Source organism: Streptomyces sp. NPDC058678, assembly GCF_042714835.1.
Classification (GTDB): Bacteria; Actinomycetota; Actinomycetes; order Streptomycetales; family Streptomycetaceae; genus Streptomyces.
On record NZ_JBHXSG010000011.1, the window covers coordinates 132,414 to 150,958 of the forward strand.

At 74.0% G+C, this 18,545-nt stretch carries 14 protein-coding genes; 4 read left to right on the top strand and 10 right to left on the bottom strand.

All coding sequences use genetic code 11. The annotated features are described in order from the left end of the window. Nucleotides 1-47: 47 nt before the first annotated feature. From ACFWWR_RS13585 to ACFWWR_RS13610, 6 genes are all read right to left on the bottom strand, one after another. Nucleotides 48-1,064: a 3-oxoacyl-ACP synthase III family protein gene (locus tag ACFWWR_RS13585; RefSeq protein ID WP_383866816.1), complete on the bottom strand. Its 1,017-nt coding sequence runs from the start codon at nt 1,062-1,064 to the stop codon at nt 48-50. Then, entirely contained in the window at nt 1,061-2,995 is a 1,935-nt protein-coding gene (locus tag ACFWWR_RS13590) for an anthranilate synthase family protein (protein WP_384303342.1), read from the bottom strand. Before ACFWWR_RS13590 ends, ACFWWR_RS13585 begins: the two co-directional genes overlap by 4 nt. Beyond that, nucleotides 2,992-3,678: an isochorismatase family protein gene (locus ACFWWR_RS13595; RefSeq protein ID WP_384303344.1), complete on the bottom strand. Its 687-nt coding sequence runs from the start codon at nt 3,676-3,678 to the stop codon at nt 2,992-2,994. Before ACFWWR_RS13595 ends, ACFWWR_RS13590 begins: the two co-directional genes overlap by 4 nt. An 18-nt stretch (nt 3,679-3,696) precedes the next feature. Continuing rightward, entirely contained in the window at nt 3,697-4,467 is a 771-nt protein-coding gene (locus ACFWWR_RS13600; protein WP_384303346.1) for a 2,3-dihydro-2,3-dihydroxybenzoate dehydrogenase, read from the bottom strand. 88 nt (nt 4,468-4,555) lie between these two features. Beyond that, entirely contained in the window at nt 4,556-5,728 is a 1,173-nt protein-coding gene (locus ACFWWR_RS13605) for a 3-deoxy-7-phosphoheptulonate synthase (RefSeq protein WP_384303348.1), read from the bottom strand. 84 nt (nt 5,729-5,812) lie between these two features. Further along, the gene (locus ACFWWR_RS13610; protein WP_383866807.1) at nt 5,813-7,423 is read right to left on the bottom strand and encodes a carboxylesterase/lipase family protein; all 1,611 of its coding nucleotides are present in this window, start codon (nt 7,421-7,423) and stop codon (nt 5,813-5,815) included. Nucleotides 7,424-7,710: 287 nt separating this feature from the next. Between ACFWWR_RS13610 and ACFWWR_RS13615 the strand changes: the two genes are divergently transcribed. Genes ACFWWR_RS13615 through ACFWWR_RS13630 form a run of 4 tightly spaced genes read left to right on the top strand, consistent with a single transcriptional unit; the run spans nt 7,711 to nt 12,404 of the window. After that, nucleotides 7,711-8,595, top strand: a complete 885-nt coding sequence (locus ACFWWR_RS13615) for an arylamine N-acetyltransferase (protein ID WP_384303350.1) — start codon at nt 7,711-7,713, stop codon at nt 8,593-8,595. A gap of 23 nt (nt 8,596-8,618) precedes the next feature. Then, entirely contained in the window at nt 8,619-10,220 is a 1,602-nt protein-coding gene (locus ACFWWR_RS13620; protein WP_383866803.1) for a class I adenylate-forming enzyme family protein, read from the top strand. Further along, nucleotides 10,217-11,785 (top strand): FAD-dependent monooxygenase, encoded by a 1,569-nt coding sequence (locus tag ACFWWR_RS13625; RefSeq protein ID WP_383866801.1) that lies wholly within the window; start codon nt 10,217-10,219, stop codon nt 11,783-11,785. Before ACFWWR_RS13620 ends, ACFWWR_RS13625 begins: the two co-directional genes overlap by 4 nt. Nucleotides 11,786-11,822: 37 nt before the next feature. Beyond that, on the top strand, nt 11,823-12,404 hold the full coding sequence (locus ACFWWR_RS13630) for a flavodoxin family protein (protein WP_383866799.1): 582 nt from the start codon (nt 11,823-11,825) through the stop codon (nt 12,402-12,404). Between the two features lie 163 nt (nt 12,405-12,567). Here the strand turns inward: ACFWWR_RS13630 and ACFWWR_RS13635 are convergent, their stop codons facing one another. Genes ACFWWR_RS13635 through ACFWWR_RS13650 form a run of 4 tightly spaced genes read right to left on the bottom strand, consistent with a single transcriptional unit; the run spans nt 12,568 to nt 18,539 of the window. Further along, nucleotides 12,568-13,773, bottom strand: coding sequence for an NAD(P)/FAD-dependent oxidoreductase (locus ACFWWR_RS13635; RefSeq protein WP_383876425.1), 1,206 nt, complete (start codon nt 13,771-13,773; stop codon nt 12,568-12,570). Then, a complete protein-coding gene (locus ACFWWR_RS13640; protein WP_383876423.1) occupies nt 13,770-15,098 on the bottom strand; it encodes an FAD-dependent oxidoreductase in 1,329 nt (442 codons plus the stop codon). The genes ACFWWR_RS13635 and ACFWWR_RS13640 overlap by 4 nt, the downstream gene beginning before the upstream one ends. Further along, a complete protein-coding gene (locus ACFWWR_RS13645; RefSeq protein ID WP_383876421.1) occupies nt 15,095-17,176 on the bottom strand; it encodes a molybdopterin oxidoreductase family protein in 2,082 nt (693 codons plus the stop codon). The genes ACFWWR_RS13640 and ACFWWR_RS13645 overlap by 4 nt, the downstream gene beginning before the upstream one ends. Then, entirely contained in the window at nt 17,169-18,539 is a 1,371-nt protein-coding gene (locus ACFWWR_RS13650; RefSeq protein ID WP_383876419.1) for a nitrate/nitrite transporter, read from the bottom strand. Before ACFWWR_RS13650 ends, ACFWWR_RS13645 begins: the two co-directional genes overlap by 8 nt. Between the last annotated feature and the right edge of the window lie 6 nt (nt 18,540-18,545).

An 18,545-nucleotide genomic window follows, 5' to 3' on the forward strand; every position in this document is an offset into this window, starting at 1 on the left:
GGCCGGCGGGGCGGGAAGGGGGGCCGCCCCGCCGGGCGCGGAGCGCGTCACTTCCAGCGCAGCAGCGCGAAGCCGAACGTCATGCCGGCGCCGATCGAGAGGGTCAGCACCGTCTCGCCGGAGCGGATGGCGCCCTTGCGCACGGCCCGGTCCAGCGTGACGGGAATCGACGCCGACCCCGTGTTGCCGTACTCGAAGGCCGTGGCGTGCAGCGCGGGGCGGGTGCAGCCGAGGAGCGCGGGCAGTCCCTCGACCATCCGCTGGTTGCCCTGGTGCGGCACGATGTGGTCGATGTCCTCCAGCCGGTGTCCGGCGTCGTCGAGGAAGGAGCGGACCATCGGCGGGACGTTCTCGACGAAGATCTCCATGATCCTGCGGCCGTTCATGCTCACGTAGTGCAGACCGGCGTCGACCGTCTCGTGCGAGGCGGGCAGTCGGCTGCCGCCGGCCCTGATGCCGCCGACCTCCGTCTCCACCGGGCAACTGGCCAGCCTGGTCGCCAGGATCTCCCCGCGACCGTCGGGCACCGGACCCAGCACGACGGCTCCGGCTCCGTCTCCCCACAGCGCGGTCGTCCGCTTGTCGGCGTGGTTGCGGAAACGGCTGTAGGTGTCCGCGCCGATCACCAGGGCGTAGCCGCCCGCTCCGCGCAGGTACTTCTCCGCGACCGAGATGCCGGTGAGGAAGCCCGCGCAGGCGGCCTGGATGTCGAAGGTGCCCACCGTGCGCGGGCAGTCGAGCGCCAGCGCCACCTGGCTCGCCACGCACGGCCCGATCACGTCGGGGGTGGCAGTGCCGACGATCACCAGGGACAGGTCGGCCGCCCGGATCCCGGCGTCCTCCAGCGCGGCGCGGGCCGCGCCCAGGGCCAGGTCGGAGGTGGCCTCGTCCGGCTTCACCGCCCGCCGGGTGAGGATGCCGGTCTTGTGCACGATCCAGTCCTCGGTGACCCCCGCCGGTTCGGCGAGCTGGTCGTTGGTGACGACCTGGGAGGGCAGGTAGGAGCCGAGGCCCAGGACACCGGTCCGGGCCGGGGACTCGTCGGGTGCGGTTGCTGTGCTCATGGAGCGGGCTCCTGATTCCTCGAGCGGGCATGGGTGGCTTCGGGTACACGGCGTGGTGCGGTGCCTGCGGCCCGCAGCACGTCCCGTAGCAGGCCGCCGGTGATCCGCGGTCCGTTGCTGGTGAGCACCGACTCGGCGTGGAACTGCATCGACGCGAAGTGCGGGCCGCGCAGTGCGTGTACGTCCGCGGTGCGCCGGTCCCGGCAGACCTCGACGGTGCCCACGCCGGGCACCTCCAGGGCGTCCGCGGTGGAGCGTGCCGTGAACGTGTTGTAGAAGCCGACGCGCTCCGGGGTGCCGAACAGGTCGATGCGCCGCTGCACCCCCTGGTTGGGGGGCCTGCGCCGCCGCACGGCCAGTCCCAGGTTCAGGCTCAGCACCTGGTGGCTCAGGCAGACCGCGAGGAACGGTCGGCGCTCGTCGAGCAGGGTGCGCACCGCCGTGTGCACGGCGGCGATCCTCGGATGGTCCCGCTCGCCCGGGTCTCCGGGGCCGGGCCCCATCACGACCAGGTCGTGCGCGTCGAACGTGTACGGCTCGTCGAACCGGCGCACCGTCACGTCCAGCCCGAGGGAGGCGAGCTGGCGCGCCGTCATGGCCGTGAAGGTGTCCTCGGCGTCGACGATCAGCACCCGCTTGCCGGACAGCTCGGGGAACAGGTCCGCCTCTTCCCCGGCGGCGCCGAGCCAGAACCCGGAGAGGTGCTCGTTGCGGCTCTCCAGCGACGACAGCACCGCGGGGTGGCTGCCGAAGCGCCCGGAACGCCCGGCCTCCAGAGCCGCCAGCAGTCCGGCGGCCTTCGCCGTGGTCTCGGCGACCTCCGCCTCGGGGTCGGAGTGCCGCACGAGCGTGGCGCCCACGCCGATGCCCAGCCGGCCCTCGGCGTCGATGTCCGCGGTCCGGATCAGGATCGACGAGTCCAGGGTGTGGCCGCCGCCCGCGTCACGGCCGATCAGGGCGACGATCCCGCTGTAGTAACCGCGCCCGCCCGGCTCGTACCTCTCGATGACGCGGCAGGCGCTCTCCAGCGGGCTGCCGGTGACGGTGGGGGCGAACAGCGTCTCCCGCAGGATGTCCCTCGGGTCACGCGTGGAGGCCCCGCTGATCAGGTACTCGGTGTGCGCGAGGCGGGCCATCTCCTTCAGGTAGGGGCCGTCGACCCGGGCGCTGCCGTCGCAGATGCGGGCCATCATCTTCAGTTCCTCGTCGACGACCATGTACAGCTCGTCGGCCTCCTTGCGGTCGGCGAGGAAGTCCATGACGCCCGGCAGCGACGGCCCGGACTGCGGGTAGCGGTACGTGCCGCTGATCGGATTCATCACCGCGGTGCCGTCGTGCAGGCTCACGTGCCGTTCCGGTGTCGCACCGACGAAGGTGCGGTCGCCCAGGTGCACCAGGAACGTCCAGTAGGCGCCCGCCTCGCGTTCCAGGAGCCGGCGGAAGAGGACCAGCGCGTCGCGCGTGGACCATCCGTCGATCTCGGCCAGGAAGGTGCGGCGCAGGACGAAGTTGGCCCCCTGGCCCTCACCGATCTCGTTGTCGATGACCTTGCGCACGATCTCGGCGTAGGAGTCGTCGTCGAGGTCGAAGTGCCCGTTGCCCAAGGAGATGGGCTGGTCCGGGATGCGCCGGGCGTCGGCGACGGGGACGGTCTCCTGCCCGGTCACACGCAGGGCGAGCAGCGGCGCCCCGTCGTCGTTGCAGACGAACCCGCGCTCGGTGATCTGGCGGTAGGGCACCACGGTGAGCAGGTCGTGGCGTGGCCCGCTCCCCGCGGGCGGGGAGCCGGGCAGGGGCAGTTCGGCCAGCGACGCCGGCGTGCAGACGTCACCGACGAGGACGTCCAGCACCCCGGCCGCCCGCTCCGGGCGGTGCAGCAGTGCGAACGGCCCGGGGTCCGTGGCCAGGATCCGCTCGAAGAGGCCGCTCACGCCGTCACCCCCCGGCCGCTCGCGGACGCCTCGTACCCGGCGGCCGTGAGATCGCCGGTCAACTGCTCCGTCGTGGCCACGACGGCGCAGCGCCCGGCCGCGAAGTCGAGGGTGAGCGCGTGGTGGGCCGACGAGAAGTCGGCGATCGCGTCGGCCGCCACGAAGGGCTGGATGTCATGGGTGAACGCCTCCAGCGCGGTGGCCAGGACACCGACGTGCCCGTACACCCCGCAGATGACCAGCTGGTCGCGGCGGTCGCGCTCCATCTGCTCCAGCAGCCCGGAGCGGAAGAACGCGCTGTAGCGCCACTTGGTGTACACCGTGTCCCCGGGCGCGGGCCCCAGCGGGTCGGCGACCTGCCGGTCCGCGGGGTCGACCCGCATGCCCGGCCCCCAGAAGTCGCGCAACAGCCCGCGCTCGTCGGCCGTCATGCCGCCGGGCTGCGCGGTGTAGGCGACGGGGACGCCGAGTGCGGCGCAGGTGCGGCGCAGGTGGGCCGCGTTGTCCAGCAGCGTCTCGCGCGGCTCCGCCGGCAGCGGGCGCAGGAAGTAGCGCTGCATGTCGTGGACGAGCAGGACCGCGCGGGCGGGGTCCACCGTCCAGTCGGCGGCGTTGGCGGGGAGGGCGCCGGCCGCGGGCATGGGATAGGGCTCGATCGTGGGTATGCCGGCCGTGAACCGCATGGGAAATCCGTCCTGTCGTCAGACGCCGAGTCCGGCGCCGCCATCGACCGTCAGGTCGTGCAGCGTGATGTGGGAGGCCTTCTCGGAGAGCAGGAAGTCGACCGCGTCGGCGATCTCCGCGGGCAGCGCCAGCTTCCGCAGCGGGATGCCGACCCGGTACTCCTCCAAGCGGCCGTCGAGTGTGCCCTGTGGACCCGAGGGGTCCGTCCACAGGGAGCTGAGCATCGGGGTGTCCGTCGAGCCGGGCGCCACCACGTTGCAGCGGATCCCGTGCCGTGCGACCTCCAGGCCGAGAGACTTGGTGAACATCGTGGCGGCCGCCTTGGAGGCCGCGTAGGCGGCCATCCCCGTGCGGGGCACTCCGGCCGCGTTGGAGGCGACCGTGACCACCGCTCCCCGGCCGCGCGGCACCATGCGCCGCACGACCGCCTGCGACATCAGGAAGACCCCGAGAACGTTGACGGCGAAGGTGGCCTGCCAGTCGTCCACGTCGTACTCGGTCACCGTCCCGGCCCGCAGCACCCCCGCCGCGTTCACCAGGTAGTCCACCGGCCCGAGGCGGGCCTCCGCCTCGGCGACGACGGCCTGCGCCTGCGGGGCGCTGGACACCTCCGCGGGCAGGGCCACCACGTCGAGGCCGTCGGCCGCCAGCTTCTGCGCCAACTCGTCCAGTTCGGTGGCACGCACGTCCACCGCCGCGACGGTCAGCCCGCGGGCGGCGAGCGTGCGGACCACCGCGGATCCGATTCCGCCCGCCGCTCCGGTGACCAGCGCAACCTGCTTGTCCATCGTTCCGACCTCCTTGGTAGCCGACCCGGGCGGGCGTCCGGCGCGTCGCCGGAGCCCCTGGGGCGGTCAGGGCATGGGGGAGCGGCGTTCAGCCGCGCCAGGTGCTCACCACGGACACGGCCTGATGGGGGTTGAGGCGCGGGTCGCAGAAACTCGTGTACTTGTCGCCGACGCGGCCGGCTTCGGCCTCGTTCGTCACACACTCGGTGACCTCGTCGGGAGTGGTCTCCAGGTGCAGTCCGCCGGCGGTGCCACCACCCGAGCGGACGGCGCACAGGAACCCGTCGACCTCGCGCACCACGTCTTCGACGTACCGGGTCTTGAGCCCGTCGGCCGCCGACCGCGTGTTGCCGTGCATCGGGTCGGACAGCCAGATCACCGGGTGGCCGGCCTTCCGCACGGCCTCGACCAGCGGAGGAAGGGTACGGGCCACTCCGTCGGCTCCCATGCGCGGGATCAGCGTCAGGCGGCCCTTCTCCCGCGCCGGGTCGAGCCGTTCGCACAGCGCCAGCAGCGTCTCCACCGCCATGGTGGGGCCGACCTTGAGGGCCACCGGGTTGCTCACCGCCGCCAGCAGGGCCACGTGCGCGCCGTCGGGCTGGTTGGTGCGCTCACCGATCCAGGGCCAGTGTGTCGAGGCGAGGAAGGGTCTGCCCGCGACGTCCCGCCGCACCTGGGGCAGTTCGTAGTCGAGCAGCAGGGCCTCGTGGCTGGTCCAGGTGCGGGCGCCGATGACGTGGGCCCCCGAGAAGGACGGCCAGCCCAGGTGCGACATGGCCCGCCCGGCCGCCGCGTAGCAGCCGAGCATCCGGTCGGGGTCGGGGCGCCTGCTGTCCAGGTCGGGTTCCGGACCGTTGACGAGGTGCCCGCGGAAGACGGGCAGTTCCCGGGCTCCGACGTGCTCGGTGGGGCGGGACCGGGGCTTGGCGAACTGGCCGGCGATCCTGCCCACCCGGACGACCGGGCGGTGCGTGGCCATCCGCATCGTGCCGGCCAGCACGTCCAGCAGCCCGGCCTTGCGGGCGACGTACCCGGGCGTGCACTCCTCCGGGTCCTCCGCGCAGTCACCGGCCTGCACCACGTGCGCCTCGCCGTCGGCGACGCGGGCGAGGAGGGAGCGCAGCTCGGCGAGATCCTCGGGGCGGGCCAGGGCCGGCCGTGCGGACAGTTCACCGACCGCGTGCGCCAGTGCGGCCGCGTCCGGGTAGTCGGGTTGCTGGCGGGCGGGGCGCGAGCGGATGGTCGTGAGGACATCGTCCACGGAAGTCTCCAATGGGAAGCGGGGATTCGGCCTGCGGGACGGGCGGCGAGGGCGGGACGATCGCCCCGTGCGGTCCGTACGGGATCACGGGGAGGAGTACGCCCGGTACTCGTCCCAGAAGGCCAGCTGGCGCCGCTTGGGCAGCCGAGTCACCCGGGCCCCCTCGTCGCCGCCGAGCACCAGCGTGCTGGGGGTGTCGGAGGAGAACACCGGCCACGGCGGCGCCTGCGCGCCGGCGGGGACGCCGGTCCGGACGAACGAGGCGACCAGTTCGGAGAAGATCCCGGAGATCCGGCGCTCGGCGGGACCGTCGCCGAATTGCGCGACGTTCGCCGGGGCCCCGTGGGTGCCGAACAGGAACTTCGAGGTCGCGTCGTGCGGGGTGCCGAAGTGGGGAGGCCGGGTGGGATGGGCGAACTCCATGACGTAGACGGGCGTGCGGCCCTGCGTGGCGTGCCGCTCGGCGAGCCGGACGATCCGGTGCCGGAAGAGCGCGTCGCCCCACACCTCCGTCCACAGGGAGCGCGGGGTGAGGTCGGACCCCTCCGCGACCGCCGCCTCCTGATAGGCGTCGACACAGGCATCGACCGCGGCGGCGGCAGGGGCGGGGCCCAGCTTGCGGAGCACTCCGGCGACCGCCTCGCGCAGCTCGGCGACGTCGGTGGGTGCCGGTGGGGCGGGAGGGAAGGAGGGGGAGAGAGGATCGGTGAAGAAGGACCCCTCCGTGCTGTTGTGGATGGACAGCACCGGCACCTCGGGGGTGGGCAGTTGGTGCGGGAACGCCCGCACCAGCCGCCCGTCGCGCACCGGGCCGCGGTACTCGCGTCCGCTGCCCACCGGCCGGTCGTCCGGGTCGCCGGAGAACATCTCCAGCCACGCCGTGTGCAGCGCCTCGTCGGGAACCTCTCGCAGCCCCGGGACGCCGGTGCCGAACCGGGCGGCGAGCGCCTCGTACACCGTCCCGGCGTCGGACGGGGTGAGGGAGAAGGAGGGGGCCGAGGGATGCGCGGCGCTGATGGCGACGAGACGGCGGACCGTCCCCCTCAGCTCCGGCATCAGGGACAGCTGCCAGGCCGTCGCCCCGCCGGCCGAGGTGCCGCAGAGCGTGATGTCGTTCGGGTCGCCCCCGAAGGCCGTGGCGTTGTCCCGTACCCACTCGAGGGCGGCGATCTGGTCCTGGAGGCCCCAGTTGCCGCTCAGCCCGGTGCGCGGGTCGGTGAATTGCTCGTGCAGGCCCCAGCCGAACACGCCGAGGCGGTAGTTGAAGTTCACGACGACGATGTCGCCGCGGGCCGCGAGCCGGCTGCCGTCGAAGGTCGGCACGCTGCCCGCGCCGACCTGCCACCCGCCGCCGTGGACGTAGACCAGCACGGGCCGCGGCCCGGTCGTGTCCGGTGTCCACACGTTGGCGTGCAGGGCGTCCTCGGAACCCGGCACGGGCCCGGACTGCGTGAAGACCGGGCCGAACCGCGTGGCGTCCCGCACGCCGCTCCACGGCACCGGCGGGCGCGGTGAAGCGAAGCGCAGGGCGCCCACGGGCGGGGTGGCGTAGGGGACGCCCCGGAAGACGGCGAGCCCGTCCTTCAGTGTCCCGGCCACCCTGCCGGCGGTCGTGCGGACGACGACGGACGCGGCGGAACGATTCCGCGCGGCCGAGGCGCCGGGTGGGCCGTGCGTGGAAACCCTGGATGTCATCGGTTCCGTCCCCCGTCCGGAAGTGAATGCGGTGGCCCGGTTTCGGTCAGGCGCTGCCGATCCTGCGTCGGTGCGGCGCGGCCCGACAAAGAACATCGGCGCATTCCGTCAGGTGGGCCGGAATCCATCAAGTCATGGCCGCCCTGGTACCGCCGCGACCTGCCGTTTCGTTCACGGCGGGCTCACTTGACGGACTGTGAAATGGCGCGTTGACCGTGCCTGTCCGCCGGGTCAGGATTCCGGTCGCCTGCTGTTTTTGCGCACCACCGGGGGGAGGATTTCGGCACATGCTCACCGATCAAGCCGTTTCCGACGGCACGGAGGTCCGCGCGTCGGATCCGTCCGGCGGGCCGACCGGCCAGTGGGACGCGACGTCCCTGCGCCTGGACGCCTACCTGCGACGGATCGGGTACGACGGTCCGCGCACGCCGACCGCGGCCGTCCTGGCGGCGGTGCACCGGGCGCACATGACGGCCATCGCCTTCGAGAACCTCGACGTGGCCCTCGGCCGGGAGATCTCCCTGGACCTCGACGACCTCCAGGGCAAGCTGGTGGACCGCGGCCGCGGCGGCTACTGCTTCGAGCACAACCTGCTGCTGGCCGCCGCCCTCACCCGGCTCGGGTTCACCGTCACCCGGTATCTCGCCCGGGTGCGGCGGGGCCGCCGGCAGATCCGCTACCGGGCGCACGCGGTCCTGGTCGTCACCATCGGGGATCAGCAGTACCTCGCCGACGCCGGGTTCGGCGACGAAGGCCTCGTCGAACCGCTGCCGCTGGCGGCGGGCGCGGTCGCCGAGGCGGGCGAGTGGAAGTGGCGCATTCACGCGGAAGGCCCCGACTGGGTTCTTCAGTCGCTGCACCAGGACGGCTGGTTCGACCTCTACGCCTTCCGCCCGGAACTCCACCACCTGGTGGATTTCGAGGTGGCCAACTACTACACGGCGCACAGCCCGCGTTCGACGTTCACCGGAAAGGTGATCGCGATGCGCGGAAACGACCGGTCCCGGCATCTCCTGCGCGACCGCGAAATGTCTGTCGTCCTTCCCGACGGCAGCGGCGAAACAAGGGAACTGACGGGTGCACAGGTCGTCGTCGCGCTGCGGGACGTCTTCGGAATCCGCCTCACGCCCGAGGACCAGGACATGATCCGGCTCCGTTTCCCGTCCGCCTGACATTCAACGCCCGAGGAGGCGACATGGTGCTCCACATTCCGGTCGGCAGGAACGCCCTGTACCTGGGCATGGTGCCCGAGGAGGCGGCTGCCCGGCACCCGTACGCGCCCATCACACTCGACCACGATCTGGACCTGGCGCCCGCCGCCGGGCGTCAGCTGACCGTCGGGGAGCTGGCCGAACTGGTCGAGGACACCGCGGCCCGTCTGTGGGCGGCGGGGCTGAGGCCGCGCGACCACGTGGCCGTCTACAAGGCCCACAACTTCGACATCTGGGTGCTGGCGACGGCGGCCGCCCGGCTCGGCGCCACCCCCGCGCTGCTGTCGCCCGCGCTGGACGGCGAGACCGTCACCGCGCTGCTGGCCCGCCTCGACCGGCCGCACCTGATCACCGACGGCGGCAAGCTGGCCGGGGAGCTCGCGGGCCGCCCGCTCGACGAACTCACCTCCAGCGTCGTCCTGGTCGGAGACGGCGAGCACGACGGCGCCGTCTCGCTCGACAAGCTCGCAGGCTCGCCCCGGCGCCGCCCGGTCCTCCTCGGTCCGGACCACCCGGCGCTGATGACCCACACCTCGGGCACCACCGGCATCCCGAAGCTCGTGGTGCACACCGCGCGCTCCCTGTACGGGCGCTTCCGGCCGCAGCAGAAGCTCGCCGCGCTCATCCGCGAACGCGAGACCTACGCCATCCACGTGTCGTTCGTGCACTCGCGCATGTTCATGGCCCTGGCCGTGGTGCTGCCCAAGGGCATGCCCGTCGTCGTCGTGGACGACGGTTCGCCCGAGCAGGTCGCTCCCCTGTTCGCGAAGGTGCGGCCCGGGTTCGTCGAGACCCACCCCAACTCGTACATGGAGTGGGAGGAACTGGTCGACCATCCGCTGCGGCCGCTGGCCAACGTCAAGTACTTCAGCGGTACGTTCGACGCGATCCACCCTCCGACGATGCACCGGCTGCTCTCCGCCTCGCGCCGGCACCGGCCGCTGTTCTTCCAGTTCTACGGGCAGAGCGAGTGCGGTCCGCTCGTCGGACGCTGGTACACGGCGAAGAACGCGCACAAGGCCAACGGCCGCTGCCTGGGCTTCCCGATCCCGGGCATGACCCACGTGCGGATCGTCCCGCGCGACGGGCACCGTCCCTCCAAGCGCACCCCCGGCTTCATCGAGGTCCAGACCGACGGCCGGGCGGTCAACTACTACGCGGAGGACGAGCGCTTCCAGAAGGAACTCAACGGCAAGTGGTGGCGCACCGGTGACGTCGGATACCGCGACCGGCTCGGCCGCGTCCACCTCCTCGACCGGGCCGTGGACGTGATCCCCAACGTCGACAGCACCCTGGAGATCGAGGACACCCTGATCGGGCGGCTGGAGGAGCTCGCCGAACTGGTCGTCGTGCCCGGCCCCGACCGGGAGCCGCTGCCGGTGGTGTGCACCAAGGGCAACACGCCACTTGACCCGGAGCGCTGGAGGCGTGCGGTCAGGGACTTCCCGCAGCTGGCCGAACCGGTCCAGATGCCTCTGGCCGAGCTGCCGCGCACCGCGACGATGAAGGTCCAGCGGATCGAACTGTCCCGCCGTCTCGCCGAACGGCTCCGGCCGGCGGCGGCCGGGCTGGGGGACGGCGCGTGACCGCCGCACTCGACGTCCTCGTCGTCGGCGCCGGTCCCACCGGCCTGTTCACCGCCTGCGAACTGCTGCGCCGCGGTGTCCGGGTCCGTCTCGTCGACCGCGCGCTCGAACCCTCCACCGTGCCCAAGGCGCTGGCCCTGTGGCCGCGTGCCACCGACATCCTCGGCGAGCTGGGACTGCGCGGCGCACTGCGCGACGCCGCCGTCCCCGTCCGCGGGTTCAGCTACTTCTCGGACGGCCGGCGCCTGGCCACCTTCACCATCCCCGAGCCGCTGCGGCCGATCCACCTCCCGCAGTACGAGACCGAGCGGCTGCTCACCGAACAGCTCCACCGCCTCGGGGGGAAGATCGAACGAGGGGTACGGCTGCTGGCCTTCGACGACGTCGACCACAGCGGCCGCATAGAGGCCACCGACGGCGTCACCGCCGTCCTGGAACACGGGGACGCGGGGATCGAACGCGTCCGTGCCACCTTCGTGGTGGGCGCGGACGGTGCGTCAGGAACGGTCCGCGGCGCCCTCGGCATCGGATTCCAGGGCAGCACGTACCCGCTCTCCTTCGCCCTCGTCGACACCCGGGTCGAGGGCGTGCTGCCTCCGGACCAGCTGCAGTATCACCAGGCGCCCGGCGGCACCCTCATGATCGCCCCACTGCCCGACCGGGTCTTCCGCATCCTGGCGGTGCTCCCGTCCGGCGGCGCCCCGGTGAGCGTGCCGATGATGCAGCGGCTGCTGGACGAGCGCGGTCCGGGTGGGGTGCGGATCACCGACCCGGTCTGGCAGACCGTCTACCGCGTGCACGCCCGGCAGGCGACCGAGTACCAGCGCGGCAGGGTCTTCCTGGTGGGAGACGCCGCCCACGTCCACAGCCCGGCCGGCGGGCAGGGCATGAACAACGGCATCCAGGACGGCTACAACCTGGCCTGGAAGCTCGCCGCCGTCCTGAAGGGCGAGTCCCCGCACGCGCTGCTGGAGAGCTACACACCCGAACGCACCGAAGCCACCGAACGGATCGTCGCCGACACCGACCGGCAGACCCGGGCCTGGATGGCCGACGGCAGGACCCGGATCGCGGTGCGCGACACCGCCTTCCGGCTGGCCGGGGCGACCGGCGTCGTCCCCCGCTACGTGTTCCCCGTCATGGCCGGGCGACGGGTGGCCTACACCCCGGCCCGCCGTACGCAGCGGCCGTCCGGCCAGGCCAGGTGCACCATGCTCGGCAGGCTGCCCGGCAGGCTGCGGATCGGCATGGTCTTCCCCCGCGAACTGGCCCTGGCCCATGCCATGGCCGGCCCGAGGGCGGGGCTCTCCGGCTGGACGGTGGCCGTGGTGCCGCACGCCGACGGCAACGACCTCGCCCAGCGGGTGGCGCGGCTGACCGCGGCCCACCCGCAGGTGCGCCCCGTGGTACTGGACCCGCGACACGCGGCCGAGGCGACGGGCTGCGCGGAACCCGGCTTCCACCTGGTGCGGCCGGACGGACACATCGCCGCCCACGGTCACGCACACGACCTTTCCCACCTCACCGCCGAACTGGGCCGCGTGCTCATCGGCACCGGAAACTGATCCGGGCCGCGGGGCCCGCCGACACTTGGGAGCAGCCATGGCAGGACCGCGTGTGGTCATCGCCTACCACTCGGGCTTCGGTCACGCGGCCGTACTCGCCCAGGCCGTACGGGACGGCGCGGCCGACGCGGGCGCGGAGGTCTTCGCCGTCCGCGTCGACACCGTCACCGAGGAGCAGTGGGCGCTGCTGGACGCGGCGGACGCCGTCGTCTTCGGCGCCCCCACCTACATGGGGACCGCGTCCGCCGCCTTCCACACCTTCGCGCAGTCCACCTCCGGGCGGTGGTCGGACCGTGCCTGGGCCGGCAAGGTCGCCGCGGGGTTCACCGTCTCCGGCGCGAAGAGCGGGGACAAGCTGCACACCCTGCAGTATTTCGGCATCCTCGCCGCCCAGCACGGTATGCACTGGGTGAACCTGGACCTGCTGCCGGGCTGGAACTCCTCCACGGCCTCCGAGCACGACCTCAACCGGATCGGGGTCTCGCTGGGTGCCGCAGCCCAGGCCAACATCGACCAGGGCGACGAGGCCGTCACCAAGGCCGACACCGAGACCGCCCGCCACCTGGGCAGAAGGGTCGCCGAGACGGCTCGCCTGCTCACCGCGGCGGCTCGGGTCTGACGGCGTCGCGCCGCCCGGCTCCCCCCGCCGGGCGTCGCGGCGCGTGGATCTGGTCCGGGCGGGGTCGGCCGGGCCAGAGGGGAAGGGGCGGGGGACGGCATGCCGTCCCCCGCCTCGCCCGTGCCCGGCGCCGTCCCGCCGTCGCGGATCTCAGGACGGCTGCTCACAGGGCGGCGGGCAGCAGCTCCGGCTCGGTGGGGAGTTCGCGGCCGGCCAGGGCGTGCAGCACGGCCCAGCGCGACAGGTCGCCCACCAGCACACCGCCGAGCAGTGTGCGGCCGTCCGCCGAGAGCACGAGCTTCTCGTAGGAGCTGGTGCCGACGGTGCGGGCCAGCGACAGCGCCCCGGGTGTGGTGGCGTGCGCGTCGCCGAACGTTCCCACGCCGACGCCCAGCACCTTCAGACGCGTCGAGGTGTCCAGGGGCGGCAGCACCGCCGTCTCGTCGCCGGTGAGCCGCGCGGCCACCGTGTCGGCCATCCGGTAGCCGGGCGCGACCAGACCGTAGGTGCGGCCGTCGAGCGAGGCGCACTCCCCGACCGCCCAGATCCCGGGCGCGCCAGTTCGGCACAAGGCGTCGACGGCCACCCCGCCCCGCGGGGCGACGGACAGTCCGGCGGCCGCGGCGAGTTCGTCACGCGGGCGTACCCCGGCGGCGAAGACGACCACCCGGGCGGGCAGGACGCGGCCGTCCCGCAGGGCCACCCCCGCCACCCGGCCGTCGGGCCCGGCCCGCACGGCCTCCACTCCCGCGTCGACCACGACGTCGACGCCGAGGCTCCGCACCAGGCCGGCCAGGATTTCCGCACCGGCCGCGTCCACCTGGACCGGCATCAGCCGCGGCGCCATCTCGATGACGTGGGGCCGCATGCCGAGCCGCCGCAGCACCTCGGCCGCCTCCAGGCCGAGCAGTCCGCCGCCGATCACGACCCCCGGCGCACCCGCCTCGGCGGCCGCCCGCAGGGCGGTCAGGTCGTCGAGGGTGCGGTACACGAAGCAGCCGGGAAGCCCGCTGCCGGGCACCGGCGGCACGAACGGCCGCGAGCCGGTGGCCAGGACCAGGGCGTCGTAAGGGAGAGCGGTGCCGTCGGCGCAGTGCGCGGTCCGGCCGGCCACGTCGATCCCCACCAGGCGGGTCCCGGTCCGCAGCTCGACCAGGGGGTCGGTCCGCAGGGGTCCCACCAGGTCGAGTCCCGGATCACCGGGGGGCCGCAGCGCGTACGAGGAGAGCGCCATCCGGTCGTAGGCGCTGTGCGCCTCGGCGGTGACGGCCACCACCCGCCAGCGGCCCTGCGGGTCCCGCCGTCGCACCTGGGCCACCAGCCGGTGACCCACCATCCCGTGACCCGCGACCAGCAGGGTCCGTCTCATGCCACTTCTCCCGTCCCGCTCTCGCGCGCGTCCATCGCCGTGCACAGCCGCCGCAGGTCGTCCGAGCACCCGCCGCACCCGGTGGTCGCCCGGGTGGCCGCGGCCAGGGCGGCGACGGTCCGGGCACCGCCGCGCCAGGCATCGGCGAGCCGCCCGCGGGTGACGTCGTTGCAGCGGCACACCACCGTGTCGTCCGGCAGGGGCCGGGTGCTCCCGGTGCGGGCCGGAACCCCCAGCAGGAGAGCCAGGCGAGCCGCCGGCACCGGCAGCCCCCGCTCGTACAGGCGCGCCACCTCGGCCGCCGCGGCGGGGAGCCCCGTCACGACCGCGGCCGACACGCGCCCGGCTTCCAGGCCGATCCGTGCATAGCGGCGGCCGGCGGGGTCGTACAGGGTGATCTGCTCGGTGGCGGCCTCCAGGGCCGCCAGGCTGCCGGCCACCGCCGTCTCGAGGCCGGGGCCACGCAGCCGCAGCACGTGCGGGGGTGCCAACAGCACCGGTCCGCCGGTGAGGCGGGCGGCCAGCGCGTCGGCCGCGTCCCAGGCCACCGGGTACGGATCGGGCGCGGGCGCGGGGAGTTCGGCGCAGCCGCCGAGCGCGCTGACGGCCGGGTCGACGGTCCGCAGCCGGGAGTCCACCAGGACCCCGTGGCGGACGGCGAGCCCCGCCGCCGCGGCCACCCGGGTGTCGGGTCGGCTGCCCGCGCGCACCAGCAGCGCCTCCGCCGGCACCACCTCCCCGTCGTCCAGCAGCACCTTGCCCGGGACGCGTTCGGTGACCGTGCGGCCGAGCCGCAGGGTGACGCCGGCCTCGGCGAGCGTGTCGGCCAGCATCCTTCCGGCCACCTCGTCGAGCCGCCGGTGCATCGGCACGGGACCGCGGTGCGCCAGGGTCACCTCTCGCCCGGCGCGGGCCAGTTCGAGGGCCGCCTCGACACCGCGGGGCCCGCCGCCGACCACCACCACCGGTCCCGGGGCGAGCCGCGGCAGGTGGCGCCCTGCCTGGACGCGGCAGCCGGGGTCCGTCTCGCCACCGTGGGCGGCGCAGGACGCCCGGACCGGGCGCACCCCGGTGGCCAGGACCAGTTCGCCGTACGGCAGGTCGCCGTGGCGCGCGGTGCGTACCAGGCGCCGCGGGCGGTCGAGCCGGACCGCTCCGGCCGCGTCGAGGATCTCGACGCGGTCCGGATACCGGTCCGCCTCCGGGGCGGGCCCGTCCCCCGGTGCCACGACGACGACCGGCCCGCGATGCCCACGGTCGGCCAGGGCCCAGGTGAGCCGGCGCGCGGCGGGCCCGTCGCCGACGACCAGCACGGGCGTGTTCACTCCGGCTCCGGCGTGACACGCACCGCGCTGACCTTGAACTCGGGCATACGGCTGCGCGGGTCGAGCGCGGTCGACGTGAGCAGGTTGGCCCGCCCGTCGCCGGTGTAGTGGAACGGGAGGAACACCGTGTCCGCCCGCAGGGTGGCCACCAGCCGGGCGCGGGCCACGGTGCTGCCCCGCGCGGAGGTCACGCGCACCAGCTGACCGGCCGTGACCCCGGCCTGCCCGGCCGCGTCCGGATGGATCTCCACGAACGGCTCCGGCGCCGCGCGGAGCAGTTCGGGCACGCGCCGGGTCTGCGTCCCGGACTGGTACTGCGCCAGCACCCGGCCCGTCGTCGCGTACAGGGGGTAGGCGCCGCCCGCGGCCTCCGCGGAGTCCCGGTGCCGTACGGCGGCGAAGCGGGCCCGCCCGTCGGGGTGGGCGAACCGGTCCAGGAACAGCCGGGGTGTACCGCCGTGGCTGCCGGGGCCGGCCGGGCACGGCCAGTGCAGGGCCTCGCCCGCGTCGAGCCGCTCGTACCCGACCCCCGAGTAGTCGGCCGGGCCGCCCGCAGTCGCCCTGCGCAGTTCCTCGAACACCTCGCGCGCGTCGGACGGGAACCGCCCGGCCGGCTGGCCGAGCCGGATCGCCAGTGCGCGCAGCACCTGGAGGTCGGTCGCGACTCCCGGCGGGGGGCGGCGGACCGCCCGACGGCGCAGGACCCGCCCCTCCAGGTTCGTCATCGTCCCCTCCTCCTCGGCCCACATCGCGACCGGCAGCACCACGTCCGCCGCGTTCGCGGTCTCCGAAGGGAGGAAGTCCGCCACCACGAGCAGGTCGAGCGCCGCCAGACGCTCGGCGATCCGCGCCGAACGAGGCGCCGAGACCAGCGGGTTGGTGCCCAGCACGAGCAGAGCCCGAGGACCGTCCGCGGTGCCTGCCGAGTCGAGCAGCTCGAAGGCGCTGGGGCCCGGCGCGGCGGGCAGATCCTCGGGAGCGACGCCCCACACGGCGGCGACGTGCGCGCGGTCGGCGGGATCGGTCAGCGAACGGTAGCCGGGGAGCTGGTCGGCCTTCTGGCCCATCTCCCGGCCGCCCTGGCCGTTGCCCTGGCCGGTCAGGCAGCCGTATCCGCCGCCCGCCGTGCCGGGCAGCCCGAGGGCGAGCGCCAGGTTGACGAACGCGGCGACGGTGTCGGTGCCCTTGCTGTGCTGCTCGGCTCCGCGGCCGGTCAGCACGTAGCGGCGCCCGGCGCGGGCCAGCAGGCGGGCGGCGGCGCGCTGGTCGGCCGCCGGCACGCCCGTGATCCGCTCCACCCGCTCCGGCCACATGTCGGCGGCGTGCCGCCAGGCGTCCGCGAACCCGGTGGTGCGCGCGTCGACGAACGCGGTGTCGGCCAGGTTCTCGGTGACCACGGTGTGCAGCAGGCCGAGGGCCAGGGCCAGGTCGGTGCCGGGGCGCGGGCGCAGGTGCAGGGCGGCCCGCTCCGCGGTCGGTGTGCGGCGCGGGTCGACGACGACGAGGTCGGCGCGGGTCAGGTGGCGCATCAGGGGCGGCATCGTCTCAGCGGGGTTGGCGCCGGCCAGCAGGACGACGTCGGCGTCGCCGAGGTCGGTCACCGGGAACGGCAGTCCGCGGTCGAGCCCGAACGCCGCGGTGGAGGCCGCGGCGGCCGAGGACATGCAGAACCGCCCGTTGTAGTCGATGCGCGAGGTGCCGAGCGCGAGGCGGGCGAACTTCCCCAGCAGATACGCCTTCTCGTTGGTCAACCCGCCGCCGCCGAGCACCGCGACCGCCTCGGGGCCGTACTCGCGGCGGAGCCGGGCCAGCCGGGCGGCGACGGTGTCGAGTGCCTCGTCCCAGCCGGCTGGACGCAGGTGCCCCGCGCCGTCGCGCAGCAGCGGGGTCCGGAGCCGGTCGGGCGCGTCGAGCAGCGCCGGGGCCGTCCACCCCTTCTGGCAGAGCCCGCCCCGGTTGACGGGGAAGTCGGCGTCGGGCCGCACCCTGACGCCGCCGGGTGCCGCCGGGTCCGGGGTGAGGGCGGTCGCGCACTGCAGCGCGCAGTACGGGCAGTGGGTGGCCGTCGGGTCAGACACGTCCGACCTCCTTGGGTGCGGTGCGCGGCGCGGGGGCGGCGGCGGGCCCGGAGGGCCGGCGCAGGTAGACGGCCCAGGTGGCCAGCGCGCAGAGGGCGTAGAAGCCGAGGAAGGACCAGAAGGCGCTTTCGCCGCCGGCGGCGCCGCCGCCACCGTAGGCGGCGCGGAAGGCCAGGTTGATGGCGACTCCGCCCAGTGCCCCCACTGCGCCGGCGATGCCGATGACCGCTCCCGACAGGCGCCGGGCCCGCGCGAAGGCGCGGACCGCGTCGTGCCCGTCGGCGATGTCCCGTCCCGCCTGTCGAGCGAAGACGGCCGGGATCATCTTGTACGTCGAGCCGTTGCCGATCCCGCTGAGCACGAACAGCACGACGAAGCCGGTGACGAAGAGGGGGAAGGCGCCACGCGCCGAGGCCGTCAGCAGCAGCGTGGTGCCCGCCGACATCCCGGCGAAGGAGACGAGCGTGACCCGCGCGCCGCCCCACCGGTCGGCGGCGCTCCCGCCCAGCGGCCGCGCCAGCGAGCCGAGCAGCGGTCCCAGGAAGGTGTACGAGGCGGCCTCCAGGGGCGAGGAGCCGAACTCGTTCTGCAGCACCAGGCCGAAGGCGAAGCCGTAGCCGACGAAGGAACCGAACGTCCCCACGTAGAGCAGGGAGATCCACCAGGTGTGCTGGTGGCCGGATGCCTCTCGCAGGGCGCCCGGCTCGGTGCGCACCGCGTCGACGTTGTCCATCAGCAGCGCGGCGGCGAGCGCCACCAGGACGATCGGCGGCAGGTACACGGCCGCCACCAGGGACGGGTGGGTGTCGCCCGCGGTGGCGATCACCAGCAGGCCCACCAACTGCACCGCCGGTACACCGAGGTTCCCGCCCCCGGCGTTCACCCCGAGCGCCCAGCCCTGGAGTCTGCGGGGGTAGAAGGCGGCGATGTTCGTCATCGACGACGCGAAGTTGCCGCCGCCCACTCCTGCCAGCGCCCCGACGAGCAGGAACACCCACAGGTCGGTGCCGGGCCGCTGGACGAAGTAGGCGGCCCCCGAGGCGGGCACCAGGAGCAGAGCGGTGGAGAACACCGTCCAGTTGCGGCCGCCGAAGCGGGTCACCGCGTGACTGTAGGGCAGCCGCAGCAGCGCCCCGACGAGGGTGGGCGTGACCACCAGCAGGAACTTCTCGTCGGCGCCGAAGCCGAGTCCGATGTCGGGCGACATGAACAGCACCAGCACCGACCACAGGGTCCACACGGAGAAGCCGATGTGCTCGGAGACGACGGAGAGCGCCAGGTTGCGGCGGGCCACGCGCCTGCCACGGCTCTCCCAGAACGCCTCGTCCTCCGGATCCCAGCCGTTGATCCAGCGGGTGGTCATCACACC